This is a genomic window from Streptomyces sp. NBC_00829 (assembly GCF_045161795.1).
Taxonomy (GTDB): Bacteria; Actinomycetota; Actinomycetes; order Streptomycetales; family Streptomycetaceae; genus Streptomyces.
This window is the reverse complement of sequence record NZ_CP108868.1, coordinates 185407-211360: the sequence shown is the minus strand read 5'-3', so window position 1 is coordinate 211360 and position 25954 is coordinate 185407. Positions and strand designations below refer to the sequence as shown.

At 69.1% G+C, this 25954-nt stretch carries 30 protein-coding genes; 9 read left to right on the top strand and 21 right to left on the bottom strand.

Translation table 11 applies throughout. The features are described from left to right. Positions 1-92: 92 nt before the first annotated feature. The 12 genes from OG293_RS40645 to OG293_RS40590 are packed head-to-tail and all read right to left on the bottom strand — an operon-like array spanning position 93 to position 11845. Positions 93-3938 (bottom strand): LysM peptidoglycan-binding domain-containing protein, encoded by a 3846-nt coding sequence (locus OG293_RS40645; protein WP_331752236.1) that lies wholly within the window; start codon positions 3936-3938, stop codon positions 93-95. Positions 3939-3940: 2 nt separating this feature from the next. Then, complete coding sequence (locus OG293_RS40640) at positions 3941-4378, bottom strand: hypothetical protein (protein ID WP_331752234.1); 438 nt, start codon at positions 4376-4378, stop codon at positions 3941-3943. Further along, entirely contained in the window at positions 4375-4827 is a 453-nt protein-coding gene (locus OG293_RS40635; RefSeq protein WP_331752232.1) for a TadE/TadG family type IV pilus assembly protein, read from the bottom strand. Before OG293_RS40635 ends, OG293_RS40640 begins: the two co-directional genes overlap by 4 nt. Further along, on the bottom strand, positions 4824-5246 hold the full coding sequence (locus OG293_RS40630; protein ID WP_331752230.1) for a TadE family protein: 423 nt from the start codon (positions 5244-5246) through the stop codon (positions 4824-4826). Before OG293_RS40630 ends, OG293_RS40635 begins: the two co-directional genes overlap by 4 nt. Continuing rightward, positions 5243-5440 carry a hypothetical protein gene (locus tag OG293_RS40625; protein WP_331752229.1) on the bottom strand — a complete coding sequence of 66 codons (198 nt, stop codon included), beginning with the start codon at positions 5438-5440 and terminating at the stop codon, positions 5243-5245. The genes OG293_RS40630 and OG293_RS40625 overlap by 4 nt, the downstream gene beginning before the upstream one ends. A 27-nt stretch (positions 5441-5467) precedes the next feature. Continuing rightward, positions 5468-6367, bottom strand: a complete 900-nt coding sequence (locus tag OG293_RS40620; RefSeq protein ID WP_331752227.1) for a type II secretion system F family protein — start codon at positions 6365-6367, stop codon at positions 5468-5470. Further along, entirely contained in the window at positions 6364-7293 is a 930-nt protein-coding gene (locus OG293_RS40615) for a type II secretion system F family protein (protein WP_331752225.1), read from the bottom strand. The genes OG293_RS40620 and OG293_RS40615 overlap by 4 nt, the downstream gene beginning before the upstream one ends. After that, positions 7290-8855 (bottom strand): CpaF/VirB11 family protein, encoded by a 1566-nt coding sequence (locus OG293_RS40610; RefSeq protein WP_331752223.1) that lies wholly within the window; start codon positions 8853-8855, stop codon positions 7290-7292. Before OG293_RS40610 ends, OG293_RS40615 begins: the two co-directional genes overlap by 4 nt. After that, the gene (locus tag OG293_RS40605) at positions 8852-9673 is read right to left on the bottom strand and encodes a hypothetical protein (protein WP_331752221.1); all 822 of its coding nucleotides are present in this window, start codon (positions 9671-9673) and stop codon (positions 8852-8854) included. Before OG293_RS40605 ends, OG293_RS40610 begins: the two co-directional genes overlap by 4 nt. Further along, on the bottom strand, positions 9673-10356 hold the full coding sequence (locus tag OG293_RS40600; protein WP_331752219.1) for a flagella basal body P-ring formation protein FlgA: 684 nt from the start codon (positions 10354-10356) through the stop codon (positions 9673-9675). Before OG293_RS40600 ends, OG293_RS40605 begins: the two co-directional genes overlap by 1 nt. Positions 10357-10373: 17 nt before the next feature. Then, the gene (locus OG293_RS40595) at positions 10374-11327 is read right to left on the bottom strand and encodes an ATP-binding protein (protein ID WP_331752217.1); all 954 of its coding nucleotides are present in this window, start codon (positions 11325-11327) and stop codon (positions 10374-10376) included. Further along, positions 11282-11845 carry a hypothetical protein gene (locus tag OG293_RS40590; RefSeq protein WP_406003906.1) on the bottom strand — a complete coding sequence of 188 codons (564 nt, stop codon included), beginning with the start codon at positions 11843-11845 and terminating at the stop codon, positions 11282-11284. Before OG293_RS40590 ends, OG293_RS40595 begins: the two co-directional genes overlap by 46 nt. Before the next feature lie 887 nt (positions 11846-12732). Between OG293_RS40590 and OG293_RS40585 the strand changes: the two genes are divergently transcribed. Genes OG293_RS40585 through OG293_RS40575 form a run of 3 tightly spaced genes read left to right on the top strand, consistent with a single transcriptional unit; the run spans position 12733 to position 14551 of the window. Continuing rightward, entirely contained in the window at positions 12733-13506 is a 774-nt protein-coding gene (locus tag OG293_RS40585; RefSeq protein ID WP_406003905.1) for a hypothetical protein, read from the top strand. Continuing rightward, positions 13503-14159, top strand: coding sequence for a Fic family protein (locus OG293_RS40580; RefSeq protein WP_331752211.1), 657 nt, complete (start codon positions 13503-13505; stop codon positions 14157-14159). Before OG293_RS40585 ends, OG293_RS40580 begins: the two co-directional genes overlap by 4 nt. Next, complete coding sequence (locus tag OG293_RS40575) at positions 14156-14551, top strand: DUF5958 family protein (protein ID WP_331752209.1); 396 nt, start codon at positions 14156-14158, stop codon at positions 14549-14551. Before OG293_RS40580 ends, OG293_RS40575 begins: the two co-directional genes overlap by 4 nt. Positions 14552-14609: 58 nt before the next feature. Here OG293_RS40575 and OG293_RS40570 read toward each other — a convergent pair whose 3' ends face one another. The 3 genes from OG293_RS40570 to OG293_RS40560 all read right to left on the bottom strand — a co-directional run bounded on the left by OG293_RS40570 (position 14610) and on the right by OG293_RS40560 (position 16486). Next, positions 14610-15371, bottom strand: coding sequence for a DUF4253 domain-containing protein (locus tag OG293_RS40570; protein WP_331752207.1), 762 nt, complete (start codon positions 15369-15371; stop codon positions 14610-14612). A gap of 83 nt (positions 15372-15454) precedes the next feature. Continuing rightward, complete coding sequence (locus OG293_RS40565; protein ID WP_331752205.1) at positions 15455-15859, bottom strand: hypothetical protein; 405 nt, start codon at positions 15857-15859, stop codon at positions 15455-15457. A 90-nt stretch (positions 15860-15949) separates the two neighbouring features. Continuing rightward, positions 15950-16486: a DUF4240 domain-containing protein gene (locus OG293_RS40560; RefSeq protein ID WP_331752551.1), complete on the bottom strand. Its 537-nt coding sequence runs from the start codon at positions 16484-16486 to the stop codon at positions 15950-15952. A 77-nt stretch (positions 16487-16563) separates the two neighbouring features. On the opposite strand from OG293_RS40560, the gene OG293_RS40555 reads away from it, so the two are divergent. The 3 genes from OG293_RS40555 (at position 16564) to OG293_RS40545 (ending at position 18179) form a co-directional block, all read left to right on the top strand. Beyond that, positions 16564-17118 carry a hypothetical protein gene (locus OG293_RS40555; protein WP_406003904.1) on the top strand — a complete coding sequence of 185 codons (555 nt, stop codon included), beginning with the start codon at positions 16564-16566 and terminating at the stop codon, positions 17116-17118. Further along, positions 17105-17599 (top strand): SMI1/KNR4 family protein, encoded by a 495-nt coding sequence (locus tag OG293_RS40550; protein ID WP_331752550.1) that lies wholly within the window; start codon positions 17105-17107, stop codon positions 17597-17599. Before OG293_RS40555 ends, OG293_RS40550 begins: the two co-directional genes overlap by 14 nt. 109 nt (positions 17600-17708) lie before the next feature. Continuing rightward, on the top strand, positions 17709-18179 hold the full coding sequence (locus tag OG293_RS40545; RefSeq protein ID WP_331752201.1) for a DUF4265 domain-containing protein: 471 nt from the start codon (positions 17709-17711) through the stop codon (positions 18177-18179). A gap of 60 nt (positions 18180-18239) precedes the next feature. Here the strand turns inward: OG293_RS40545 and OG293_RS40540 are convergent, their stop codons facing one another. Continuing rightward, positions 18240-19121, bottom strand: a complete 882-nt coding sequence (locus OG293_RS40540; protein ID WP_331752199.1) for a barstar family protein — start codon at positions 19119-19121, stop codon at positions 18240-18242. Positions 19122-19307: 186 nt separating this feature from the next. Between OG293_RS40540 and OG293_RS40535 the strand changes: the two genes are divergently transcribed. Next, a complete protein-coding gene (locus tag OG293_RS40535) occupies positions 19308-19769 on the top strand; it encodes a hypothetical protein (RefSeq protein WP_406003903.1) in 462 nt (153 codons plus the stop codon). A gap of 281 nt (positions 19770-20050) precedes the next feature. Here the strand turns inward: OG293_RS40535 and OG293_RS40530 are convergent, their stop codons facing one another. Then, on the bottom strand, positions 20051-20368 hold the full coding sequence (locus tag OG293_RS40530; RefSeq protein WP_331752195.1) for a helix-turn-helix transcriptional regulator: 318 nt from the start codon (positions 20366-20368) through the stop codon (positions 20051-20053). Positions 20369-20464: 96 nt separating this feature from the next. Here OG293_RS40530 and OG293_RS40525 point away from each other — a divergent pair, with 96 nt between their 5' ends. Together OG293_RS40525 and OG293_RS40520 are read left to right on the top strand one after the other, a co-directional pair. Next, the gene (locus OG293_RS40525) at positions 20465-21265 is read left to right on the top strand and encodes a hypothetical protein (RefSeq protein WP_331752193.1); all 801 of its coding nucleotides are present in this window, start codon (positions 20465-20467) and stop codon (positions 21263-21265) included. A gap of 104 nt (positions 21266-21369) precedes the next feature. Then, complete coding sequence (locus OG293_RS40520; RefSeq protein ID WP_331752191.1) at positions 21370-23193, top strand: hypothetical protein; 1824 nt, start codon at positions 21370-21372, stop codon at positions 23191-23193. A 250-nt stretch (positions 23194-23443) separates the two neighbouring features. Here OG293_RS40520 and OG293_RS40515 read toward each other — a convergent pair whose 3' ends face one another. From OG293_RS40515 to OG293_RS40500, 4 genes are all read right to left on the bottom strand, one after another. Further along, positions 23444-23890: a hypothetical protein gene (locus tag OG293_RS40515; RefSeq protein ID WP_331752189.1), complete on the bottom strand. Its 447-nt coding sequence runs from the start codon at positions 23888-23890 to the stop codon at positions 23444-23446. Further along, positions 23880-24236 (bottom strand): hypothetical protein, encoded by a 357-nt coding sequence (locus tag OG293_RS40510; protein WP_406003902.1) that lies wholly within the window; start codon positions 24234-24236, stop codon positions 23880-23882. The genes OG293_RS40515 and OG293_RS40510 overlap by 11 nt, the downstream gene beginning before the upstream one ends. 237 nt (positions 24237-24473) lie before the next feature. Beyond that, positions 24474-25451: a hypothetical protein gene (locus tag OG293_RS40505; protein ID WP_331752185.1), complete on the bottom strand. Its 978-nt coding sequence runs from the start codon at positions 25449-25451 to the stop codon at positions 24474-24476. A 127-nt stretch (positions 25452-25578) separates the two neighbouring features. Continuing rightward, positions 25579-25935, bottom strand: a complete 357-nt coding sequence (locus tag OG293_RS40500; protein ID WP_331752183.1) for a hypothetical protein — start codon at positions 25933-25935, stop codon at positions 25579-25581. Positions 25936-25954 lie beyond the last annotated feature (19 nt).

The window sequence follows — 25954 nt, the reverse complement described above, 5'->3', positions numbered from 1 at the left end:
CCATACAGAGGACCGTAGTTACTGAGCGGAGCCAGTGTCCACGGAGCCGTGAAATTGCCCATCTGTTGTCCATCTCGCAGGGGCATTGTCCATCAGAATGCGGAACCTACAAGGGTTGGCTGGATTCGCTCGCCCTTGAGCAGGGTGCGCAGCAGGCCGATGGTCTCGGGCGCCGATTCGGTTCCCTCTTCGGCGTTGATCCGGGCCAGCTGGTGGGCGGCGCGCTCCAGGCCCTCGCGGTCGCCCATCTCGTGGCAGATCGTGAAAAAGTCCCGGTAGAGGAGTTCCGACTGGCCGTCGACGAGCATGCCCTTGGTGACGGCCTGGGCCGCCGCGCGGTAGTCGCGGACCTGGCGGCGCCGTTCGGCGAGTTCGTGGGCGACGTCGACGATTGCGCTGATCATCTCCTGGATGTCGGCCTCCGCCCAGATGTACTTGGAGGGGTCGACGTCGGCGAAGGGCCGGCCGCGGACCAGGGCCAGGGCCTGGGCGAGGGTGACGTCAGCGTCCTGCCCGTCGTGGTGCATGCCCTGTTGGTAGAGCTCCTTGAACCGGTCCCAGTCCGAGGTGACGCCAGGGTTGAGCTGGTAGACGCCATCTGTGATCGAGGGTAGATAGACGGCCTTCGGGTCGTCGACTGGCAGGCGGGGGTCCTGGCCGAGCCACGAACGGAGCCGGGAGATCGCCGTGTTGCGGGTGCCAGAGGTCGAACGCACACCGGGCCAGATCGCGTCGTCGAGGTCCTGGCGGCCAAGGCCTGGGTGCAGCACGAGCCAGACGGCGATTTCCAGGAGGTGGTTGCGGCGGTTACTGCCCACGCGGCCCTGCGCGCCGGCGAGCGCCACCGGGCCGAGCACCTGGACCTGAGGCCCGGCGGGTTCTGCCGGCGGAGTGCCAAGTGCCGCCAGGACGGTGGAGGTCGCGGCGCTGGGCCGGGGGATGATCCGTGCCTTGGCCCTTGCCGGTGCAGCCTCGCTCTCGCCGAACGCGGCCGGGGACAGCCCGGACTCCCCCTCTTCCTCGTCGCCGTCCGGATTCTGCACCGGGCCGTCGTGTTCCTCGGCCGGCGTCTGGACGAGTGCGGCCGGCGCGAGTGCGGAGGCTGGCTCCTCGTCCTCCTCCTCGCCCTGCGGCTGTGCCGGGTCGACTTCCTGCTCGGCCAGCACCTCGCCGAGCACGGCGCTGAAGTCCTCGGCCGGTTCCGCACCGTCCCACACCTCCGTGCCCAGCGCCGAGGCCTCCTCGGCCTCCGGGTCTTGCGCGTAGACGGGCTCGCCGGCGTACGTGGCGAACTCGTCGTCGGCAAAGTCGTCGCCGTCGGTGTACGAGCCTTCGGGGGCAGGGGTGCCGACGGCCGCGGGGGACAGCGCGCTGTCGCTCTCCTCCTCGCCCAGGTCGGTGTCCTCTCCGACCGGGCTGGCCGGGTCAGCGGTGAAGGCGGGGGCGAGGGAGGCGAAGCTCGGCAGCGCCGTCGCCAGGTCACCCGCCGGCGCCGAGGCGCTGACCGGCTGCGAGGCGCCGGTGGTTTCGGGAGCGAGCGCGGAGGCATCCCCGGCGGCGTTGACCGCGGCCCGGGGCCCGTTGTGGTCGGCCGGCCCGGTGTGCCCGGTCCATGCGGGCGGAGCGACGTCGTCGGTCCGGCTGGAGGTGGCGAGGAGCTGGACGAGCCGGTCGTAGGCCGCGTCGTCCAGGTACTGCAGCTTGACCGCCAGGTCCAGCCCTGGCAGTTCGACTGCGGCGCCGGGCTGGGCGGGCAGGGTCCAGGCGCCCGGGAGGTCGAGCTCCCCGGCCGCCGCGGTGACGACCGCGACCGATGTCCGCGGCCGTGAGGCGAGAAGGTCCTCGAGCTCGGCGGCCGCCGGGCCGGTGGGCGGGGCGGTGGCGATGAGGATGCGGGGGATCCAGGTGTCGCCGGAGGTGTCCTCGCTCAGCCGGGCGGCCCGGAGAAGGTCGTGTCCCTCGCTGGCGAGAGCGTCGCGCTGGAAGGCGTCATGGGCCTGGAGTTCCGCGGCGGCCGCGCCCAGGTCCGTGTGGTGGTCGATCTGGTCGGGGTAGAGCGTGTGCAGGTCGCTTCCCGCCCCGGCGAGCACGATCTGCGTGGCGGGGGCCATTTTGGAGGAGGCCAGCTCGACGGCGAGGGCGAGCATAACCGCGCGCACGTCGGCCGGGCTGCCGGCCAGGCGCAGCAGTCCGATGCTCTCCAGGTCGACCAGGACGGCGTCGCCTTCTTCGGTCTCGCCGAGGCTGACCAGCGCCGGGTAAGGCGGGATGACGTCGGCGGCCTGGTCCTCGTCCAGGAGGTCGGTGCCGCGGGCCGGGCACCACCACACGGTCGGGTTGTCCTCGCGCTCGGAGAATGGCGTTACCGTCGGGGTGACGGCGGCCACGTGGAGCTCAACCCCGCGCGCGGTGATCCGCATTGCCTCGACCTCGGGCAGCGGACGGCCGGCCTCGCGGCAGTTGAAGGCCAGGGTGCGCAGGGCACGGTCGGCCAGCGCGGTACCGGTGATGTCGGAGGCCACGCGGAGCTGCTTTTCGAAGTCGGCGGTCGCGCCGGACGGCATGGGGATGCGGCGCTTGGGGCGGCGTCGGCGCTGCTGGCGCGCGCGGCGGGCCGCGATGACCGCGAGCACGGCGGCGGCCAGGATGCTCCCGGCTGCGGCGACCGTCTGCACGCGCTGGTCGCCGCTGTCGGAGGTCTCCTGCTGCGGCGTCTGGTCCACGGGCGTGCCGTGGGACGGCGGTTCGTCCGGCTGGTCGGGGGCCGGGGTCTGCACGGACGGCTGCTCGGCGGGGGTGTCCGGCCGGGCCGTCGGCTGCCCGCCGCCCTGGCCGGTCTCCTTTTCGCCCTGGCTCTGGTCCGGCTTGGCAGCGCCCTGGTCGTGGTTGTCCTTGCCAGGGGGCTGGGCCTGGTCGTGCCCGCCGCCGGGCTGCTCACCGGCGTGGTCCTGCCCGGGGGCGGGCTTCTGCTCACGCGGCGGTGCGGCGGTGTCCGACTCCGAGCCGCTCTGGTCGCTGCCGGAGGCGGCGGGGATCTTCAGTTGCCAGCCGGGGTAGATCTCGTCGGGGTCGGTGAGGATACGTCCGTCGGGCTGGCGGACGTCCTTGTTCGCGGCGGCAATCTGGGGGTAGTCCTTGGCGTCGCCGAGTTCGTCCTCGGCGATGGCGGCGAGGGTCTCGCCCGGCCGCACGGTGTGGGTCGTGTCCTTGGCGGCATTGGAGCCGGCGGTCTGCGCCCGCGGGCCGCCGTCGGCGGAGGACGCTGGTGCGGCGTCGGCCGGCAGGCGCAGGGTCCAGCCGGGCTGCAGGACGGTGGTGTCGGCGGTGACGAGGGAGCCGTCGGCCTGGCGGACGCCCTCGTTGACGTCGACGATCCGGTGCCATTCGATGCCGGCGCCCAGGCGCTTCTCTGCGATATCCCAGAGCGTGTCGCCGTCCTGGACGTGGTGGACCGGCCCGTCCCAGGAGGCCGAGGCCTGGGCCGCGGTCTTCGCCTCGGTGTGCGTGCCGGCCGTCACGGATGCCGTGGCCACGGTCGCCGGCGTGGCGGGAGCCGCGGTGGCCGGGGTGGCCATCGCGGTCCCCGCGGGCAGAAGAATGAGGATCCCGCCGACGAGGGCGCCGGCCAACTGCTGGGACCCGCCCAGCACACGGATCCGGGGCGCCCGGACGTGGCGGAGCGCGGCGCCCGTCTCCAGGACGACCGAGATCACGAAGGTGATCCAGCCGTACCAGCCGATGAGGGTGACAGCGCCCAGGAACAGCTGCCCGGTGTCGGGGCTGGTGAGCGCGGTGGTGATCTCGTCGATGCCGGGGATGTGGTCGGGCAGGACGCCGATGCCGAGCAGCACGGCGGGGACGCCGGCCAGGATGGTGACCAGGGCGATGAGCGCGAGGAGCGCGCGGGCAATCGTGGCTGCGGTACTGCGGTTTCTCATAACTACCCCCGGTAGACGAGGTTGGCGCTGCCCTTGCCCGTGACTGAACCGCTTGCGCCACCGAGGTAGAGGGCGTGGTACGTCTCGGTCACGGTCACCTCCAGGGACGCCCCGTCCTCGCTCACCCGGACGGAGCCGGGGACTCCCTCGCGGCTGAGGTAGGTCCGTGCCGCGGCCACGGCCGCGTTGCGGTCGACGGTGACTCCTCCGCCGGAGATGGCCCTGCCCGCGTCGACGGCCTGGCCGCCGGCCCGCGCGGCCTCGTGCGCGACGCCCTCGGCATGGGTGAGGGCCCGCAGCTTCCCGGCGCCGTCGTAGACGAGTGCGGCCACGGCGAACAGCGCCACGATGGTGACGAGGACGAACAGGCTCATCGCGCCACGGTCGTCACGCAGGGCGCGACGGATCCGCGGGGTGAGAGCGATGCGGGCGGGTGTCATGCGGAGGTCCTGTCAGCTCTCTGGCGGTAGGAGTCGATTGACGAGGTGAAGCTGCTGGTCATCGTCTTGGCGCCGGGCAGGCCGGGCAATCCGATATCGGAGAGCCGCACGGTGCAGGTCACCGTGGCGGTGGTGGAGGCCGGTGTGCCGATCGGTGCGGAGAACCCGCCGGTGGAGACGGAGATGGACGTGGCTGTGCACTGCAGTCCCTGCTCGCCCAGCACCATTTGCGCCATCTGCTGTCCGGCGCTGCTGGCGGAACCGCCGTTGCGCTCCAGTGACGCGGCGCGCGCAGCGTTGCGGGCGGCGGTGTCGACGGCGTTGTTGGCGGATCCGATCCGGCCGAGTGCGACGACCAGGAGCAGCACCATGATGATGACGGGAAACAGGATGACCGCTTCCAGCGACAGCGCGCCGCGGTCGTCCCTGAGTCTCTGGGCGATGGTCACCGGGCCTCCGTGATGCGCTCGGCTGCCGCGTCGGCGTGCTGGTCGATCTTGAGTTTCAGGCCGGGGATCATCGTGTCGACGTAGCCGGTGACGCGGATCGTCACCGTCGCCCCCTTGCTGCCGCTTACCGACGTCCCGGAGATGCTGCCGCCGGCACGGGAGAGGAAGTCGCGGGCCTCGGCGGTACCGGTGCCTGCGGACGCCCCGCGGACGCGGGCCGACTCCACTCCCAGCTGGGCGGCGGACATCGCCACATTGCGGGCGTGCCACCACAGCCCGACGTGCCCGACCAGCAGGATGGCTATCAGCACGACGGGGAAGACGATCAGCATCTCCAGGGACATGGCCCCGCGGTCCCGCGCGTCGCGTTCGGCGAGCGCGCGGGACCAGCGCCCAACGGCCCTGAGGAGGCGGGTCACTTGATTGTTGCCGCCTTCTCGCTGATCTTGGCGCCGATGATGGCGACGGCCACGGCGGCACCGACGACGAGACCGGCGATGATCATCATGGTCTCGATGGAGATGGCACCGCGGTCGTCGCGGGCGTTGCGCAGCCGGTCGACGCGAGCGGTGAAGAAGGCCTTCAGGAACGTGAAGTTCGGGTCGATACCCATCGTGAATTTCCTTGTCTCTTACGGGATTTAGCTGGCCATGATCCGCGAGATCGCGGGGTAGCCGATGTAGACGGTCATGATCAGGACGAGCATCGCGACGGGCATAACCATTTTTTCTGATGCCATGTTGGCCTGGGCCTTGGCAGAGGTGACCAGGGCGCCGGAGAGCGACTTGGCCTGCGCGCCGAGGGTGTCGCCGACGGCTGCGCCCTCCTCGCCGGCGATGGCGATGATGTCGGCCGGCGCGCCGAGTTCGGGGACGTCGAGTTCGAGCGAGAGCCGCTTGAGGCCCTCCCACGGGCTGATGCCCTCGAGCTCGGCGCGGGTGATGGTGTCGCGGATTTTTGCGAAGACCCAGCCCTCGCCGACCTCGGCGGCCCGCTTCAGGGCCTGGGTGGGAGCGGCGTCCGCGGCGCGTTCGAGCTGGACGAGGCGCAGGTAGGCCTTGACGGCGTACCGGAAGTCCTCCTTTGCTTCCACGGCCTGCTGCTTGAGCTGGAGATCCGGCAGGAGCCAGAAGACGACCGCGAGGCCGAGCCCGGCGATCGCCGGAATCGCCACGGGGAAGGGGTAGCCGGCCAGGTTCGCCAGGGCCACCACCAGCACGGGCAGCAGCAGCCCGTACAGGGCGAGTCCGAGCTTGCGGCCCAGGTGGGCGGCGGGGGACCGGCCCACGAGTTCCAGCTGCTGGCGCGGCAGTCGCAGGGTGCCTTCCCCGATCGTGCGCAGCAGGAAGGCACCGGCCTTCTCCATGGGGGAGTTGGGCTGGCTGTCGCGGTTGCGTTCGAGGTTCTCGAGGCGGGTGGCGTCCATCCGCGAGAGGACGTCGCCGAGGTCGGGCCGGCCGGGGAGGATGCCGCGGGCGGCGATCACCAGACCGAGGCCGGTGACGGCGCCGCCGATGACGGCGTAGGGAGAGATGTTCACGGCGCCTCCTCAGTGATCTGGCCGCCGGAGCGGTCGGCCGGAGACAGGAACCTGGGCGCGGGCTCGATGATCGCCATGCGGCGCATCCAGATCTTGACCAGGACGAACGCGACGCCGACGAAGACGAGGATGAGCTGCCCGGTGAAGGTGTTGTAGGGCTCGACATAGGTGCCGGAGAACGCGGTGATGCCGAAGATCCCGAGGCAGAAGATCGTCACCCAGCGGTCGTTGGTGCGAGGCTTCTGCCGGTCGGCCTCGACCTCGCGGCGCGCGAGGGCCTCGTGCTGAAGGGCTTCGGCGAGCTCGCGCAGGGCCTTGCTCAGCCCGCTGCCGCGGTCCTCGACGTGCAGGATCAACAGGGCGGCGACTTCGTCGACCATGGCGTCGTTCAGGTCGTCGGCGAAGGCCCGGTAGGCGTCCTGGGGTGCCCAGCCGGCCTGTTGGCGGGAGACGAGTAGCCGTACGTCCTCGCGGATGGCCTTCGGGACGGTCTCCAGGCTGCGCTGGATGGTTGCCTCCAGGCTGACACCGACGGTGTGGATGTCGGACATGCGCCGCACCCACTCCTCGATCGCCTCCAGCTTGTCGATCTGGGACTTGCCGGAGCCGGAGGTGTTCAACAGCCAGGGCAGGCCGAGCACGACGGCGACGGTGACCAGACCACCGGCCAGCCAGCCGGTGAACAGCCACACGCCGAGGCCCGCCAGAGCGGCGCCGGCCAGCCGGGTCTGTCCCCGGGCCCACCATGAGGTCGGGGTCCGGGCGTCCTTGACGAAGAAGCTGCGGACCTTGCGCTCCAGGCGGCTGCGGCGGCGCACCGTCGTCGAGGGCGCCCAGCCGATGCCGCCGGCCACGGCCACGACGAGACCGCCGACGGCGGCAAGCCCGGCGAGCGCGGCGAGCAGGGAGTTGAGGGTGAGCGTCACAGCGGCATCACCGTCTCCAGCGGCGCGCCCCAGCTGCCCCACTGGCTCTGCAGGACACTGCGGTCCAGGCCGGCGCGGACCAGGTCTTCCAGGTTGGTCTGGGAGATGTTGCCGTGGGGGACGGCCCGGGGTTCGCGGCGGCCGTCCTGCTCGCGCGGGGCGAAGACCATCTGGGTGGAGGGGCGGCCGCCCTCGCCGATGCCCGTGACTTCCATGACGTGCGACACGAAGCGGTGCTTGCGCCCGGGCTTGCCGTCCGGAGCGACGAGTTCACTCTCGTCGACCAGGCGTACGTAGACGACGAAGTCCACGGCCTGGGCGATGAGCCGGTACGCCAGGGCCTCGGTCATGCCGATGCCGGCCTCCAGACACAGGGTGGCCAGACGCTCGATCGACAGCTGGGGGCTGCGGGCGTGGAGTGTGGCCATCGACCCGCCCTCGCCCTCGTTCATCGCGTGCAGCATGGGAACGACTTCCTTGCTGCGGACCTCGCCGACGATCACGCGCCGCAGCGACATACGCAGCAGCTGCGGGAAGAGGTCGGACAGGGTCAGCCCGCCCTGGAGCTTGCCGTCCGCGCCGCGCTCGCCGTTCGACTCGCGTCCCTCGTAGGCGACGACCTCCGGACCCTCGGGGTCCTCGTGGAGGTGGAGCTCGTACTCCGACTCCAGGGTGCCCACACGCTCGTTGCGGGGGATCTCGCGGGCCATGGCCCGAAGAAGGGACGTTTTTCCTACGCCCTGGGAGCCCACCACGATGACGTTCTTACGGCCCCTGACCGCGGCGCGCAGGAAGTGCGCGAGGGCGGGGTCGATCGTGCCCCAGCGCGCCAGGTCGTCCAGGCCCTGGCCGCGGGTGCGGTGCCGGCGGATGACGATGCTCGGCCGCGGCGTGACGTACGCCGAGGCCGCGAGACGCGAGCCGTCGGCCAGCCGAAGGTTCAGGTTCGGCGTGGCGGGCGTCAGCGCCCGCTCACCCTGCCCCTGCATCCGCGCGAGGTGGTTGATCAGGTTGATCAGGTCCCGGTCCGTCTTCGCGATCGGGTCCCAGGAACGCGTAGGGCGGTCGGCGTAGTCGACGCGCACCTTGTCGCCGTAGATGATGATGTTCTCGACGTTGGCGTCGTCCAGGAGCGGCTGGAGACGCCCGGCACGGAACAGCTCGTCGAAGACGGCCTCGCGCACCGCCCTCTCCTGATCGGGCGTCAGATCCGTGCCGCTGGCCGCGTACTTCGTTGCCCATTCCGAGACGACCTGCCTGATGATCGACTGGCCGCGCTGCCGTCGGTCCTGCTCGGTCATAGACGCATCCGCGCCCGCGGCCTCACCGATCTTCATGCTGGCCTGGGACCGCAGCTCGGCGATCACCTCGTGCCCGACCGGGAGCGCGGCCGGAGCCGGGGTGTCGGAGACCCGAAGGACGCTCTCGGGCAGGAGGGCAGGAGACACGTGGGCTGGCACCGGCCGAAGAACCGGCGCGGGCTGCGTGGTGTTCTCGTTGAGGGCCTGGGCGAAGAGAGCCGTGTAGTCGCGGGCCGGGGTCTCCGGCCTGGTGTCGGTCATGATGCCCTCCCGGCGAACGTCGGCACTGCGGCCGGGTGCAGCTGGACTCGGCGCTTGGTGACGAGTTCGTTGATCGTTTGGTGGGCCGTCCGCGCAGAGCGCAGCAGCGTCCGCGGCATCTTCTTGTAGGCCCCGTGCGTGAGGACGTCGGCGCTGTCTGGATCCCACGCGAGCATGCCGACGACCGGGGCCTGCAGGTGCTGCTGGACCTGGCTGGAGTTGAAGGAGCCCTCCTCGATCAGCAGCAGCCCGAGCGCGTCGGAGCCCGTCCCGTGGTGCGCCAGTTCCTCCCTCAGAACCCGCACCGCCGGGGCCGCCGCCGCGATGGAAGCCTGGCTGGTGCGCACCACCAGGAGCACGGTGTCGGCGCGGAGCAGCAGGGGCGTCGGATAGCGGGTCGTGCTCAGCCGGGTCTCGGACTCGGTCACGATGCGGCCCGCGTCGATGATCACGTCGTGGCCGGTCTGGTCCATCACGCTCAGCAGTCGGGAGACCGGTTCCCAGGTACGGCTGAGGGAGGCGGCCTGCGTGGGGTCGGTGAGGCCCGGCAGCAGCAACCGCTGCCCGCTGTTGTCGCGGTCCAGGCTGACGAAATGCTGGGAGAACTCGCGGGCGAGGGTGCCCTGCCGGTCCGCGGCCGCCAGGCGGTGCAGACCAACGGACGCGCTGCCTTCCCCGCCGAGGAATCCGGCCCGGACCGTGCCACCGCCCGGGTCGGCCTCCACCAGCAGGGACGGCTTAGGCGAGGCCAGGGTGAGAGCGAGTGCCGAGCACGTGACGCCGCTGGACTTGCCCGACACCAGGGCGATGACGGCCATCAGCTGTTCGCCTTCAGCACGATGGCGACATTGCCGCTGGCTGCCCACGCAGCCAGCGAGGTGCTGTTCACCTCTGCCGCGGCAACGTCGACGACCACGGCACCGTTGGCGTCGGGGGTGCCAACCCGGGAAACCACGGCGGGGAGGCCCTCGGGGGTCGTGCCGGCCTTGTTCGACGAGGCTGAGGCACTGGCGTCCTGCGGGGTGTGGACGACGGTGACCGCGTCGCCGGTGCGCAGCGTCTGAATAGGCAGCTGGCCAGGCTTGGCCAGGATGCCGATCACGGACTTGCCCTTGGTCACGCTTGATCCAGCACTCACCGAATCCTCGGTCACCAGGACGCCCGCCGGGAGGTCGGAGGCTGCCTGCTTGCCGATGAGGTCGGACGCTTGGGAGGCGGGCACGGAGCTCAGGCCCGAGTCGTGAGAGATCTCCGCCGCGACCAGGTCAGACGCCTTGATGCTTTCACCTGCCGCTATGGCGTGCTTGGTGGCCACGACGGCGACCTTGTTGCCGGCTTCGTTGACTAGCCACACCGACACCAGCGCGCCAACGGCTGCCAGAGATAGACCAGCGCCGACGACCACCGGACGTCGGCGGCGGCGCGGGGCGTCGTTGGTGATGGGCAGCAGCACCTTGGCCGTTCCCTGCTCGGGTGCCGTTTGCTGCTTGGTACGCGGCATCGTTGGTCTTCCTCGTGCTAGTTGACAACCTGCAGCTCGCCGACGCGCGCTGTGGTGGTGGATGTACGGATCTCGTCGGGCAGCGTTCCGCTCGCACCGTTCGACGCCTGCCAGGTGACTTCCCAGGAGCTGGTCGCGGTGATGGTGAACTTGCCGCCCGGCTGGCCGGCGGAGACCTTGGTGTACCGGTGGCCGCAGTCCGGAGAGGACTTGTTCCCGTAGGACTGCTTGTACGGCGTGCCCGCGGTGGTGCACGTGACCGAGCCGCCGTCACCCATGGAGTAGGTGATCTTGGTGACGCGGGCCGTGGCTGTCACGGACAGGCCAGGTACGGCGGCGGTGGCGCTGTTGGGCCCCCAGGTGGTGTCGCTCTTGTGGTTCCAGAGCCATACCGGCATGCCGACCAGGCCCGGCTGGTCCGGCCCGGGCGCGGACCCGATGGCGGCGCCGAGCAGCGTCATCTTGTCCCGGGCCTGGCGCGCCAGTACCTCAGGGTCGGGAAGAACGGTTGCCGGAGGCTGGGTCAGCCAGACGATTCCGCCGACGTCGTTGACGATGCAGTCCCGCAGATAGAAGGCGCCGGGGCCGGAAGTGTCAGCACCGTTCATGTCGGGGTGGCCGGGGCCGGACGGCGGCTGGGGGGCCATCAGTTCGTAGAAGCAGCGGTCTGCGGGGTTGTACCCGGGCAGGCAGTCGATCTCGGTGTCGTCGACGAGCTTGCACTTCCCGTCGCCCTGGCCTCCGCCGCCACCGCCACCGGAGCCGCCACCGGAGCCGCCACCGCCGCCCGGCTTGCCGTCCGTGCCCGCGCCGACGCAGACGTCAACGTCGGAGCAATCATCGTCGCCACCATCGGCGTAGGCCAGGCCGGCGGGCAGCAGGGCGACCAGGACGGCGAGTACGCCCAGCGCGCGAGCAACTCGAGTCAGCAGCCCTTCGTTCGCTCTGCGCTGATTCTCGTGATGAGCCATGTGTCGCCCTCCAGCGTGGCTTGGGACGTGACCGGGTACTTCAGGCGCTGCTCCGCCAGCTCGACGGCCTTTCCGGAGTCCTTGTAGACGGGCTTCCAGTTGGTCGCGTCGAAGCAGTCGGAGACCGTGGCGGTCTTGCTCTTGGTGTCGACGGAGGTGACCGTGGGGCTCATCCCGGGCCGGCCGGTGAACTTGATGTTCGCGGACCTGTTGCGCAGGACGGACTTCTTCAGGTCGGTCGCTGCGTCCCCCTTGGCGTATTTCGCCAGGTCCTCGGTGTGCAGGTCTCCGTCGTCGGCCATCTTGATCTGGATCTCGCGCATGGTGGTGTAGGCGGCCAAGACCTTGTCCTTGGCGGCCTGGTCCGGGTCGCTGGACGGCGACTTGGACGCCGTCGCGGGAGCAGAGGACGACGGGGCGTTCTTCGTGCTGCTGGAGCCGCAGCCGGCCAGCGTTCCGGCGGTCACAGCACACGTAAGGACGGTGCCGGCGAGACGCAGAGCTCGGGTACGGGTCATGGTGGACGGTGCCATTGGCAGATCCCCCTTCAGGTGTCGGATGCGGGTGCGAACGTGCGACCCATGAAGACGAGGCGCGGCGTGGAGTTTCCGCTACCGCGTCCTGCCAGCCATGGATGGACACGTCGGGCCAGGACTCGGCGTGCCTACGACTACAGCCGAAGGGCAGACGTGGCGCTCCCGTCGCAGGCGGTGTGGGTTGCCCGCGGCGACTACGCGGCGAGGCTGAACCGGGAGGCGTCAGGGCCCGGTTCCGCCGTCGGGCGGGCAGGCGTGGTAGGCGGTCGTCTCTCTCCAAAGGGACGGCCGCCCCTAATTCTGCCCAATCGCGTTGCAGTGCTGGTCGTACAGCCGCGTCAGCGTTCATGGCGTACACCGGATCGCTCAGCTGAGTGACCGGCGATGTGGTGTATGCGTATCAGCCGGGCTGTTACGAGCGCCCAGATTCATAAGTCCCCCGTTGGGCTTGGGCGGTGGCGTCTTGGCCATCGTCCGTTGTGGGGTGTCCATCATCGCCACTCCGCTGGAATCCGCTACCGAGGGGAAACACGGTTTCCCCCGCTGCACCGGTGTGTGCCCTGATCGGAGGGAATCCGCGGGGTGCGGAGTGGGGTTCACAGCCCGGCGGCGATTCGGTGAGGCAATCGGTGACATGCGAATGGGGCTTTGCCTCGGGAGCTGTACGTCGTTCTCGGCCGAAGGGAATCCACCGCAACGCCCTGACCGCTGGCACCACCCGCAGCTGCCGACGACGCCCGCAGCTGAGTGATTCCCCTGCAGGGCAGATGGATCGCCTGCCCCCAAGGCCGGCTCTCCGTCTTCATGCACGCGCGAGCGCTTCAACGGGGGTGTTCACGAGTACGCCTGACCAGACGGGACAGAGGCGGTTGAAGATCGCTTCCCAGTTAGCCGAAGATCGTTTCCCGCTGATGGGGCGGCCACTCGATATGGAGTGGAGTCGGGGCGGCCACGCAAGGCAGAGTGGGACGGTGAGTGAACTGTGGGCACATACCCTGACGTGGGCAGATGTGAATCCGGCTCAGCATCCGTTCGAGATGGACGACGATACGGCGGAGAAGTTGGCGAGCCTTGTCGCGCCCTTGCTGCCCAACGCTGACGTCGCTCGCGAGGATCGCTGGCGTTCGCTGGATCCCGTCACCGAGTTCCTGGCGGGCCGGTACGGCCGATGGGCCTGCGGATGGAACTGGTCTGTCGGCGAGGGTGACGTCGACGGAGGCGTCGTCGAGGTGTGGTGCTGTTCATCCGACTCCGTGACAACCCCGGATGCGACTGCCCCGCTGGTCGTCGAGGCTCTTCAGGAATGGCGTGGTTGGCTGGAGGAGCTGGCGGAGCGGTTCGCGGCCCTGGCTCCACCGGATAGCACGCCGGTGTCTTCGGCGGACCTCTGGTACTGGGAGCGGGCGTGCACGCGCCTGGTCACCGTGGTGGCTGACCGCACCCAGGCCGAGAGCGGCTGGTACGGGCATTGCATGCAAGTCCTCCGATGGTTTCTCGCCTACAACGGCATCGACGAGGGCCAGGCCGAGGAGATCGTCAAGAACGCGGTCGGCGGCCGGTTCGGCAGTTGGATCACACCTGACGTTCCGGTGGTCGACGCAGTGAGTTCGCGGTTCGCCAGAGGCGTGGGTGGCATCAGATGACTTCCGGGCCCGGCCAACCGAAGGACAGCCTTGCCGACTGGCTGCTCATCCGGCCGGAGATCTCCTGGCCGTCCTGGCGCGGCGCACGCCTCGTCTCGGAAGCGCCGGCCCGCGACGCCTTCCGGAATTTCTTCATGGCAACGCGAGGCGGACGTGACAGCAAGGGAACCGCGCGGGTCCTGAACGCCCTTGAGGTGGCCTTCGCCGACGCTGAGCAGGGCAGGCCGCTGACCTTCGCCCTCATGGCGAAGTGGCAGCGGGCTGTGCTGGGCCACGACCTGGTCGGTTTCCGCACGATGCCGGCCTTCGCGAAGGGCGGACGGGAGCGCTACGGTCTTGCACCCGATACGCAGGCGCTGTTCGAGCGCTGTCTGTCCGATCGCTCTCAACCTGATCTGCCCCTCCCGTCACGCGCTGCCCGGACCTACCTCGACATCCTCTTCTTCCATCCGTTCGAGGACGGCAACGCCCGCGCGGCCATGCTGGCGTTGGCCTTCGTCCTGGCCCGCGAAGGCGTCCTCCTCGACCAGGTTCACCCACTGCAGACCACCCGCTGGGCCGACGACGCAGAAGGCGCGGCCGATCTGGCGGTGCTGCTCGGAATCCTGATCACCGCTGCGGAGCGGCGTCTGTCCCACGGGAGGCAGTCGTGAACGAACGCGATGTCCTGCTCAACAAGCTCGCGCAGGGGCTGCGCCCGATGTCAGAGGGCATCGAATGGTTCGACGGCCTCGGCCAGGAAGAGCAGTCCGAGGTGCTGCTGTTCCTGCGCCATCACTGCGTCCAGGCGCGCGCAGTCACCGAGGACGCACCAGAGAGTATCCGCCGTGCCGGGCTGCGCCCAACGCATACACCCGCAGTGCTGATCTCACGAGGCCGGATCGACGAGCAATTGGGAAGGATCGCCGGTCTCTCGCCTCTCGACGAACGCCGCAAGGCGTTCCGGCTGCTGATCGCGGTGCTCGCGATCGCCGACGGACGGCGCCGCGAGCGCTTCTGCTCCGGCGGCTGCAGTCACTGGTGGCACAGACTGTCCGTCGCCTGACAACCCAGCACCGCACTCTGAAGGCCACTTCCCAGTCGAACGTCTTCCGGGTAGCGGATCAGTCCCACCAGAAGTCCCAGTGGTGGGCACCGGTGATCCGCTGGGCGTATGCGGCCAGTGTGTACGGCCTACGGCCCTGCCAGATGTTGTCCGGGCAGAAGGTGAAGTGCTCGGCCGCGACCAGGAGAGCCTCGTGCTCGTCCACGGGAGGCGAGGCGACGCTGAGGTGCAGCGTGGAGAAGCCGACCGCTACGACACGAGCACCGAACCGGTGCTCCCAATCTCGGACGACCGCTGAGAACTTCGCGGTGTCATTGTCGTAGTTGCAGGGGCCGGCCCAGCCCGCGGCCGTCAGCGCCTCGGCACCGGATGCCGCGGCGACAAGCCCCAGGCGCGTCTGGGGGCGGTCAGCGAGGAACGCCTGGGCGAACTCGGCGGCCAGTTGGTCGGGGTTCGTTGTCGTCTCCCGACTGGACGCGAGACCGGGCCAGGTCTGCCCGAAGGGAGCCGTGACGGCGAGGCGCCTGTCGGCGTCGAGCATGTCGTCGTCTTCGTCGACGGCTGTGTAAGTCGTCCACCACTGGGCGAGGAGGTCGGCAGGGTCGTGGCTTGCCGGGGAGGACATCTGCTCGGGGAAGACCTCCCCGGATCCCCATGGGCGGAATTCGCTGTCGCTCGGATCCAACGAGTCGAGCAGCAGCGGCCACAGGCCGAAGCGCGCGTGTTCGGCGTGCATCCGCGTCCACAGCTCGGCCGTGGCCGGCCCGTCACTGAGCCAGAGGGGTTGTACATCTCCGTCGCCCTCATCGGACGTGACCATCCGACCGGGCGGAAGCATGCTTTCAAGGCCCAATCGGGTTTCAGGGTGCATGGGGCGGATGCTGGCGCTGTGACCAGGAAGTATCACTGGGAGGGTCCCACCACTCGATCGCGGAACTGCTGGAAAGCGTGCCAGCCCGACGTCTGCCCCAGAGTGATCAGGTCCCCTTCGGCGCAGTCGAGCGCCTTGCACCGCAGAGCCTCGGCGAGACGGAGGACGGGCGTCAGCACGTCGTCGCCGGAGCCCCGGATGTGGAGCATGACGGAGTCCACCGGGTCTTCTGAGCCGATGTTCAGCTCGATGGACCACGTGGGGCCGGAAAGTTCGCCCCACGCGGGGTCCGAGAGATCAACATCGGGAACGGCCTGGGTGACAGCCGCGAGAACGTCGTGTCGCCGGCCGAGCGGGTCCGGGGTGTAGTTGGCGGGGATCTCCTGCACCGAGGTGACGTCGTCGGGCAGTCGAAGGAGGATCACGTCCCAGCTCATGATGGCCTTCCGGATAGGACTCGAGTAGCGGTTGCGGTGGGGCAGTTCAGGCTGGGCTCTATGGGCATCACGGGATGTTGCCGACTGCTGTCAGTACGAATACAGCGCGGTCAAGGCGGGGAGCCTGCGAGCCATCTCTTCACGGTCGTCAAAATTGAAGTCCCAGGCAGGGTCCAGGTCCGGGTACCGGATGGTGAAGGCATCGGCGGGGAGCTCCTGGCCCGTGGCCTTCTGGTGTGCGTTCCAGACGATGCTCAGCATGTCTTCGCAGTCGAGGTCGGTGCCCTCAACCGCGGCAGTGCGGACGTGGGAGAGTTCGGCAAGTGCGTCGGGGGCTGCAAGGACGCGCTCGAATGTCGTACGTCCTTGTGCGATCAGCCAGCCTCGGAAGTAGTCGAAGCCGTCGTCCGAGCAGCCGCCGTTGACGACATAGGCGGCAGCCCACAGCCGGTTCTGGTAGGAGTCGGCCATGAGATCCCACAGGGTCTGCTGTGCCGCGGTGATCTCTTGGACTGAGCGACGAGCAAGCAAAGCGGAGGCACAGTCGGCGATATTGGAACCGTCCCTGGTGTCAGGTACGTGTTCACGGGCTTTCTCGATCAACATCCAGAAATGCTCCTTGTTCATGGCCGCGAGCATGCCACCACGTACTGACATCGGCTCCCGGCACGGTGCCTGTCAGAGGGCACGGCTACCGTGCTGGCGTGTCGAACTCATATACGACGTTGTGGACCAACGACTTGTGCCGAGAGCTTGAGCGGTCCGGCTATGCCGGTCAGCGACTGACGATGCTGTTCGGCGGCCCGCACCAGTCGCTGCCGAGCTTCCAGCGCGCGGGGGTGCAGCCTGGCGACCGCATCTACCCAATGCGTGTGCACCGCACCCGCCTCCATGTGCTGGGGATGTTGGAGGTAACTCACATCGTTCCCTACGAGAACATCGGCTCGGTGCTTCCCGATGATGACTACGTGAAGTTGCTGGACTGGCGCCCGCTCAAGGCTGGATGTGTCACTGAAGTGCTTGTCGGACCGCCAGGTGCCCCGCTCACCTTCGACACGGTCGTCCCCGGGGACCTTCTGGAGCGGCTGACGTTCACATCTCGTCGTGGCGAGCGCCTGCTCAAGTACGTCGAGGATGGGCGGCTGATCCGCTCGGTGAGCCTCCAGGGCATCTACCGCCTCGCCGCCGACTCCGCTGAAGAGCTTGATCAGTTGGTTCGCCGCGACGGCCCGAGCGGAGGTGCCGATGAAGTTCGATGAAATCAAGGCGTCCTTCTGGAGCGGACACACCTACGGTGTTCAGCCCGCCTTGACCCAGGCGACCGTCGCCGACGCGGAGCACGTCCTCGGGCTGCGACTCCCCGAATCGCTGCTCGACCTTCTGCGTGTGCAAAATGGCGGCGGTGTCACGGCCGACCGGGATGCCTTTCCGACCCATCAGCCAACCTCGTGGAGCGAGGACCACATCCCGTTCACCGAGTTGATGGGGATCGGCACCGGCGGGCACGGCTTGTCGCTGTTGGACACGCCGTACCTGGTGGAGGAGTGGGGACTGCCGTCTCCAGTCGTGCTGCTGTCCGGTGACGGTCACTACTGGATCGGTCTCGACTACCGGGCCTACGGCGCGTTGGGGGAACCGTCGGTGACCTGGTTCGACACCGACTCCGGCGCAGAACTGCCGCTCGCGGCCGACTTCCGGGCATTCGTGGAGGGCCTTCAGCATCTCAGCCGGTTCGAGTGAGCGGCCGTGGAGCCGGTCGAACGTCCGGTTTTCGCATTCTGCGGCGGGAACGAAAGGCGCTGGTGGGGATGGCCTCCAGCTCTGCTGCGACAGCGTGGATGATGGTGCGGTGACGAGCATCAGCGGAGACCACGTGAAGGTTCATTTCCGCATGGATGTGGATGAGGAGGGCTGGCCGCCGGCAAGCGTCGAGAGCTTGTGGGCAGTTGATCTCGGCGACGGCTCGGTGCGGTTGGACAACACGCCCTGGTTCGTACGCGGAGTCGCCAGCGGGGACATCATCCGTGTGGAACCCGACGAGGAAGGTGTTCGCTGGGCCGGGGAGACGGTCCGGGCCTCGGAGCACTGCACGATCAGGTTGATCGTGCTCAAGGACGGTGGTTCAGCTGCCGCCCGTCAGACCGTGCAGAAGACCTTTCATCGCCTCGGCACCACCGGCGAGGGGATCGAGCAATTCAGGATGGTGGCTCTCGATGTCCCGCCCGATGCGGATCTTCCACGGATTCGGAAGCTCTTGGAACACGGCGAGGGCGAGGGATGGTGGCACTGGGAGGAAGGGTGCGTCACCGCCGCTTGGTGATCCACGGCCACCGCCTGACCGTCGCGTTGGCAGTGATCGTCTCCCTCGGATGCCATGCACTCAACCTCGATTGCTGTCTGCCCATTCGTCGCTGTTCCACATGACGGGCATGGCACCGACAGGTTCGAACTTGATGTTGGCGTCGTTGCTGTGGACCAGGCTGAAGAAGCGTCGCTGGAGTACGGCCGCGTGGCGGGCCCGGTCGGCGATGATGTCCAGGACGGTCTGGGCTGCTCTGGGGCAAGCGGCGGCGAAGCGATCGTAGTCGGTGAGGGACAGGACGAGTCCGGTGCCTTCGGGTGAGTCGTCGTAGCCTCCGTAGCAGGCCACGTCGCCGAGGCAGTCGTTGAGCGCATCCAGATTGTGGCCGTAGTAGTCGGGAAAGTGCAGCGCGGTGGCGAACGCGCGGTGCATGTCCAGTTCCGTGGTCCACTCGCCTGCTGCGAGGCGGACGACGCGGAAACCAAGCTCTTCCATCCGCAGCACGGCTTGAGTAAGGAGCCGTCGGCGCCAGAAGAGGGTGACGAAGGTGTTGCTCACGTACTCGATGCCGGGGAGCCGAGGCGTCGTGGCGGCCTGCCCCACAGCACGTGAGGCGTCGCTGCGGTAGGCGTCGAGGAGGAGGAAGAACTCCTCGACGGGAGTCGAGCCCTCGGGGGTGTTGCGTTCGATGTCGGCTGCCCAGGTGAGGGAGCTGGCGATGCCGTGGTACTCACCGAGCCAGCGGCTGAAGTCGTCTTCGGGCCAGAAAGCCCACGGTTCGTTAATGCTGTGCACGCCGAGTGCTACCCGGTAGCCGGTGAGCATGGCCTGCAGATCGTTAAGTGAGCCGCTGGGCAGCCACATGCCGGGCCGGAGCCGGATCTGATCCAGGAAGTCGTACACGTCCGTGCAGTCCTGCCAGTGCTTGGCCGTGAGGCGTGGGCTGTCTTCGGTCGGCATGCTCTGACCCTACGGTGCGAACGGATGTTGGCGTCTGTTGGAGGGGTGCGGGCGCAAGGCGATCGAGGGCGGTCGATTGGGGGCATCTGCGGTCACTTCTGCGATCTTGCTACGGCCGCCCCTACGTTTGGCTGGGGCTCGGAGTGCCATCGAGCTCTGGGATCGGCAAGCGAAGGCGGGGCCGGGATGACGCCACTGTTCGAGCGTCTGGATCAGGAAGAGGGGGTTGTTCGTGGCGAGTTGGCCGCGCTGCGCGAGAAGGTCGCGGTGGCCGAGGAGCGGTTGGCTCACCTGACGATCACGCGGGAGACGCTGCTCTCCTTGGGTGGCGAGGATTGCGTCAACCAGGATGACGCTACGCAACAGGCGCCGGAGAGGCCCGCAGCCGAGCCGATGCCGAATGACCTTGCTCCCGATCCTCAACCTGCCGATGCGGAAGTACCTTCCGGTGGGCCCGCCTCGGCCGGTCCGTTGGAGTGGGAAGTGGCGCGAGAGCGGATGTTGGTGCTGCTGGCGGGGGCGGGTCGGGCGATGAAGGTGCAGGACATTGCGTCGGCGATCGGCGAGGACGTCTCGGCCATGTCGAAGGGCCGGCGGGTGGAGACGACCAGGTCCCGGCTGAAGCGTCTGGTGAAGGAGGCCGCGTGACTGAAGGTCCAACGGCCTGGTTCACGATCTCTCCGGTCGATGCCGGCAAACCACGGCAGGGGGATCCTCGGGGGTGAACCGGGGCCGCGAGCGCGCGGTAGGAGAGGGTGGCACCGCCGAGGGATTACCCATCGACTCGGCGGTGCCGGGTGCGTGAGCGCCGTCTGACAGGTGGCTCCCGCGTTTTCGAGGGTAGTTGAGGCAGTCTCCTCTCGATGCGCGGAGCCACGAACTTCGTCATGCCCGGTCGCTGTTTGGCGTCTTTGGGCGTGGATCGAGGCTCAATGCGTTCTTTTGCGATCGATGTGGGTGCTGTCCGGCCACAGGGTGGTGCCGGTGAAGTGTGCGAGGCGGGCGACTGTGGCCACGTCCGGCCAGGACCGTCCCGCGACGAGGTCGGCAATGGCCTGCCTGTTCACTCCAGAGCCGGCGGCGGTCGCGCGCAGGCTCAGGCCCTGGTCGTTCAGGACCAGGGCGAGGGTACGTGCGATGAGGCGGACCGCTTCGGCGGCCACGTCGGCGCTCGGCTGTTCGGGCCAGGCTTTCGGATCGTCGGTCAGCTCCCGGGGGGAGCGTGCGCGGGCGCGTCCGCCGACCATGCGCGCACCATCCTGTCCGTTGAAGTTGATCAGCTGTGGAATGGCTGCTTGTCTAGCCGGTATGTATGGACCGTGGTCCTTGATCCCGTTACGTCCGTGAAGATCACTCGCTATCGGCCCAAGAGCGCTCCACCTGTCTGGGCCGAGGTCGCTCCGCTGGTGCGGTCGATCGTTGCCGCAGCTGTGACGGCTGTTCCTTATGACGTGGAGCGGTTGCTGCATGTGGTCGGCAGGCTGGCGTTGTGGGCCGAGGCGGCGGGGCTCGAACGATCCGCAGACGCATGGTTGCGCAATGAGGTGATCGACGCGTTCGTGCTCTCGCGAGTAGGGGAAATCGAGGGGTCGTCGGTACGAACGTACCGGACGTGGCTGCTGCGCGTACGTGACGCACTCGCCTGGAGTGAGCGCGGGGAGGCGCCCCCGGCGCGGATGCATGCGGACGTCAACCCGCACCAGCCCTACTGCGCGGCCGAGTTGGCGGGGCTCCGACACTGGGCCACTCATCTGCCCCGTCAGCAGCGGACCGACGCGCTCGCGTTGCTGGGGCTGGGTGCCGGTCTGGGTCTGATGCCGAAGGAGGTCGCGGCCAGCCGAGGTCTCGATCTGTGCCGTCCGAGCCGGGGCGGACCGCTGCTGCACCGGGGCGTCGACCGGCTGGTCCCGCTTGTCGCCAGGGCAGCCTGGGACACGGTTCTGGGGGAGCTGGCAGAAACGGCGGGCGGCGGCTACCTGTTCCGGCCGAGGCGGACTGTCGAGTACGCGAAAAACCTGATCGGCTCCTGGTCCCTGATCCACCGGCCGCCGCAGGAACTGCCCGCGGTGTCGGTCGGCCGGCTGCGGGCGACGTGGATCGTCGAGCTGATGCGCGCGCATATCGATCACCAGCTGATCGCCTAGGCGGCCGGGCTCGCTTCCGCCGCGTCTCTGGCCCGCTGGCAGCACCTGGTCCCACCCGTGGACGAGCTGACTGCGGCCCGGCTCTTGCGAGGCACGGAGGCGAGGTGACCAAACCCCGGGCCTGGCGAAGCCCGGAGAAGATCAAGCAGTGCCGGCCTCGACCGGTCACCGACGCACCGATGGAGATCCCGGACTCCAAGGTCGGACAACTCGACGCACTCCTGCGCGAGTCCGGAGTCCTCCATCTGATCGATACCGAGCTGGGAAATCGGCCAGGCCCAAAAGGGCTCCCGGTGCGGACCGTGCTGGTGGGATTGCTGCTGGCGCTGCACTATCACCAGAGCGCCAGCCTCGCGGTTGTCTGCCGGGTACTCCTCGATGAGCTGCGGGCCCCCGCGCGCTCCTGGCTCGGCGTTCCTGAGGGCAGTCGCGCCGATGACCACGCCAGGATCGCGTTCTCCCGTCGCATCTACCGCTCCTTCGACCGGCTGACCACAGTCCTCGACCCTTACCGCTGCGACCGGCGCAGCTGCCTGCCGGCCGAAGAGGCCAGAGCTGTCGCTGCCGCCTGGGAAGATGCGGACGCCGAGCGCAAGCGTCGGCGAGAGCTGTTGCAGGAGATCAGTGACCGTCTGGTGCTGGTCACCGTCCGTGCTGCCCACCGCCGGGGCCTGCTCAAGGGCTGGCAGGGCGATATCGGCGCCGACACCACTCCGGTTCCTGCCTGGCACCAGCCGCCCCGCGAACGGCGGAGCCTCGCATCTATCGAGCTCACCGCCGGCTGGCACTACTGCGGGGGCGCTGAGGAAGGAATCTTCGGACACTCCGCCAGTCTTCTGGTCGCTGCCAGTCGACGACATCGCGCTGGTCATCCGCAGGCCGGTGAACGCGTCAGCCGCCACCCGCAACTGGCGCTCGGCCTCGTCCTGGATACCCCGGGCAAGCGCATCGGCCCGAACGCGGTCCACTCCCTGGCCCAGCTTGCCCCATTCGGCTTCCCGAAAGGGCTGCTGGCCGCCGACCGGGCCTACACAGACCAGATCACCGAGCACTTCGCCCAGCCGGTCCGCAGCCTGGGCTACCAACTGGTTCTCGACTACAAACAGCAACACCGGGGTGTCCAGGGCACCCACCAAGGCGCCCTTCTCGTCGACGGATCCCTCGCCTGCCCGGCCATGCCGCACGCGCTGGCGCACGCGACCACTGGGCTCAACAACAAAGCCGTACGCGACCTCGCTGACGGCACCGAGCTCAGCGAGCGGATCACGGGACGGGAACCGTACTTCCTCAAGCTCAAGGAGTCCGCCGACGAGCAGGGCGCGATCAGGCTCCAGTGCCCGGCCAGCGGGCCATCGCCTGCCGTGGTGTGTCCCCGCTTCAATCAGGTCCACCGAGTCCCGGCACCACGGCCGGCCGTGGTCGACCTCACCGACAAGCGGGCCACCGCCGCACACAGTGCGGCCAAACCCACCGTCCCGATCCCTCAAGGTGAACGGTTGCGGCCCCTGCCCCAGGGCGAGCTGCCGCGGATCTGCCAGAAGCCCACTATCACCGTCCGCCCCGGCGCCCTCGGCAAGCTCGGCAAGTTCCGCCAGGACCGGCACTACCTCCACCCCACCTGGCAGGACGCCTACCGTCCCGAACGAGCGAACATCGAAGGCCTCAACGGCAGGGCCAAGAGCCACGGCATCGACATCTCCGACCCCACGAAGCGGCTCGCCCACGGACGGGTCGCGCAGAGCATCCTGCTCGCGCTGATGATCTGCAGCATCAACCTGCACATCCTCTTCAGCTGGCAACAGACCACCCGAGCACCAGCGACCGGGACCGCCCACGGAGTCGCCGCGCTCGCCGGATCGCCATCCACGCCCCCCGACGCGGCCGGGCTGCCGCCGCCCACAGGGTCGGAGATCCACGAAAGCATCTGAGCCCCCAGCAGCACAGGCCGGGATCACCGCGCCCGCTTACAGCCCAGAAACGACTCACGCACCCGAACCACCCCGAAAGATCAGGCCGACGACCGCCAGGCAACCGCGTCCGGCACCGATCGCGTTCGGACCACTCCTCGAACACACCCCGGAAACACCAAGATCCCGCCCGATCAATCAGATCGGACGGGATCTTGTGAACTCTTCCTGAGCTAACTCAAGAACAGTCGTCAACGGCACCTCGGAGGATTCACCTCGACAAGGGGGGATGGGGTGGTGCTGGCTGTTCGGCCGAGGCATCCGGTGTTGTGGGCCCGCCAGCGCCGTACGCGTCCGAACCGGCCGTGCGCCCCGTCTCCTCAACGGACGTCGTCCACGTGGATTCGCTGTCCCATCGGCGCCGTCGGGTTCGGATAACCGCCCGAAGGGCTCTCCACAGGGCGGGGATCAGCCGCCACAGCGCGACCGAGCCGCAGCAGACCGCGGCCAGACTCGTGCCCAGACGCACCGCGCTCTGCAACCAGCCGGCCATGTGCAGGTATCCGATGGTCAGCGACGTTCCGATCAGGCTCAGGCTGAGCACCATGAGGACGCTGCTGTGCCCGATCACCCCCCAGGTGCGCTTCATCTCCGCGTAGGCCTCCGGGTGGGCCACCCGCCACCGGACCGGCCGGTCCTGCTCGTGTTCACCGCGCATGTCCCTCCCCCTTCTCCACATGGTCCGCATCGCCGTCGGCCGCGCCGCCCAGGACATCCCGGGCATGGCGCAGCCCCTGGCCCAGCTCCGCCAGCTCCAGCCGCGCCTCATCCAGCGAGGCGCGCGGCAGCAGGCCTTCCGGCAGGGCGGCGGTGTAACGGTTATGCAGCACGCCGGAGACGACGGTGCAGCCGTCCGCGGCCCGCACGACGTCGTCCAGGTCCCGGGCCAAGAGGTCCTGACGGATGGGGTACTGATTGTGCGACAGCTCGACGGTGCCCTCGTCGCTCCAGGCCGGCCCGAACGCCTCGCGGCTGTAGTCGGCGAGGGAGCTCTGGGCCCGCACCGGCAGACCATCCAGCTGGGCGAGAACGGGTGCGCCCCCTGCGGCGGTACCTTGCGCGGGGGCGGGGCCGCGGCGTTCGAGGGCGGAGCGGCGAGTGGGCCGGCGAGCGCGATGCCGGCGGCGAGGAGGCGGGTTGGCCATGTGGGGTTCCTGTTCGTGTCGGAAGGAGCACCGTCACCTGCTACAGGTGTTGAGACAGGCGCCCGTGTGACACTCCACCCGCACTTTTCGCTGGGTTCAGCCGAGCCGGCCCTCGAAGGCCACACGGGAGCCGTCCACGCCTACGGCCTCGACGGTCACGAGACCGCCGACGGCGGACTCCGGAACACGGAAGGACACGGTCTGGGTGGCGGTGCGATACGGGGCGATCGCGGCGTCGCGGTACCCGTACACCGGGCGGACGGTGGCGGCCAGGTGCAGGTCCTGGCCGGTCAGGATCCGCAGGGTGGTGCCCAGGCCCGGCATCGGGTCGGCGGATCGGTTGACCACGCTGAGCTCCAGGCTCCCGGTATGCGAGGCGCCCTCGCCGCTCACCGTCACCTTGCCCACGCGCACCTGGCCGCTCCACTGCCCAAGCGGCGTGACCGACGGCCCGGCCGGCGCGCCCTGCGGCGCCTGGGTGTCCGGCGAGGCGGCGGTGCCCGGAAGGGCGCCTTCGAAGAAGAGCAGCTCCGGCTCGGCCAGGCCCTCCTCGGTCGCTTCCACGGTCACGGTGACCGGCAGGCCCTGGGCCTGATCGGGGAGCACCAGCTTCAGGTCCCGGTCGACGGACCCGTTGGGGCGGACCTGCTGCGGTTCGTCCTTGGAGGAGGACGTGCTGCTGCCGGCGGCTTCGGCAGCCGTGCGCCCGAGAGCTCCATACCGGGCGGTGACGGCGGTCCGCGGCGCGGTCGCGACCTGCGCCCGCTGGTTGGCCACGGTCAGCCGCGCCGTGTACGCGCTCGAGCCGGCCGGCACGCCGGGCACGGTTCCGGCCGGCAGCCGCTCGAAGCCCTGCAGCGTCACCGTCCATGCTCCGTCGCCGACCGGCAGCGCGGTTCCCGGCTTCACGATGCCGTGCGGCAGCACCGTGGAGGACGAAGGCCGGGCCGCTGGGGCGCTGTTCGTCGGCTTGCCGTCGGCCTTGGGATCGCTGTCGGAGCCGGCGCAGCCGGAGATCAGCAGTGCCCCGGCCACGAGCACGGTCGGAAGGGTGTGGCGCAGGCGCACGGACATGGTTCCCCCTGTGTCAGGTACCGGATCTCGGTCGAGGGGGATCATGCCAAAACGCGTCCGGCCGGGGCCGGACGCGTTGGTGAGGGGTGTCTGATTCGGGCCACCCGCAGTTTGTGCGGGCTGCGGGCTACAGCGTGATGGGGATGGGGACCAGGAAGTACTCGGTGTCGCCGACGCGGACGCGCAGCGGGTGTCCGGGCGAGAGGTTGAGCAGCCGATGGTGCACGGTCGCCGGGGAGTTGCGCACGGACAGGGCGGGCTCCAGCGCGGCACGGACGGCGGCGCGGGAGGTGTCGGACAGCGGGTTGCGCTCGGCGATCTCCGCGCATTCGTCGAGCTGGGCGTCGGTCAGGTCGGGGCCGAGGCCCTTGCGGAGGGCTTCGACGGCGACGGCCGGGGCCAGAACTGCCCGGTTGTGGTCGCGGCATACGTGGCCGGGCGTGCCGTGGGGCTGGAAGTGACGGGCGGTGCCGATGGAGGTCATGGGGGCTCCTGAGGCGGTG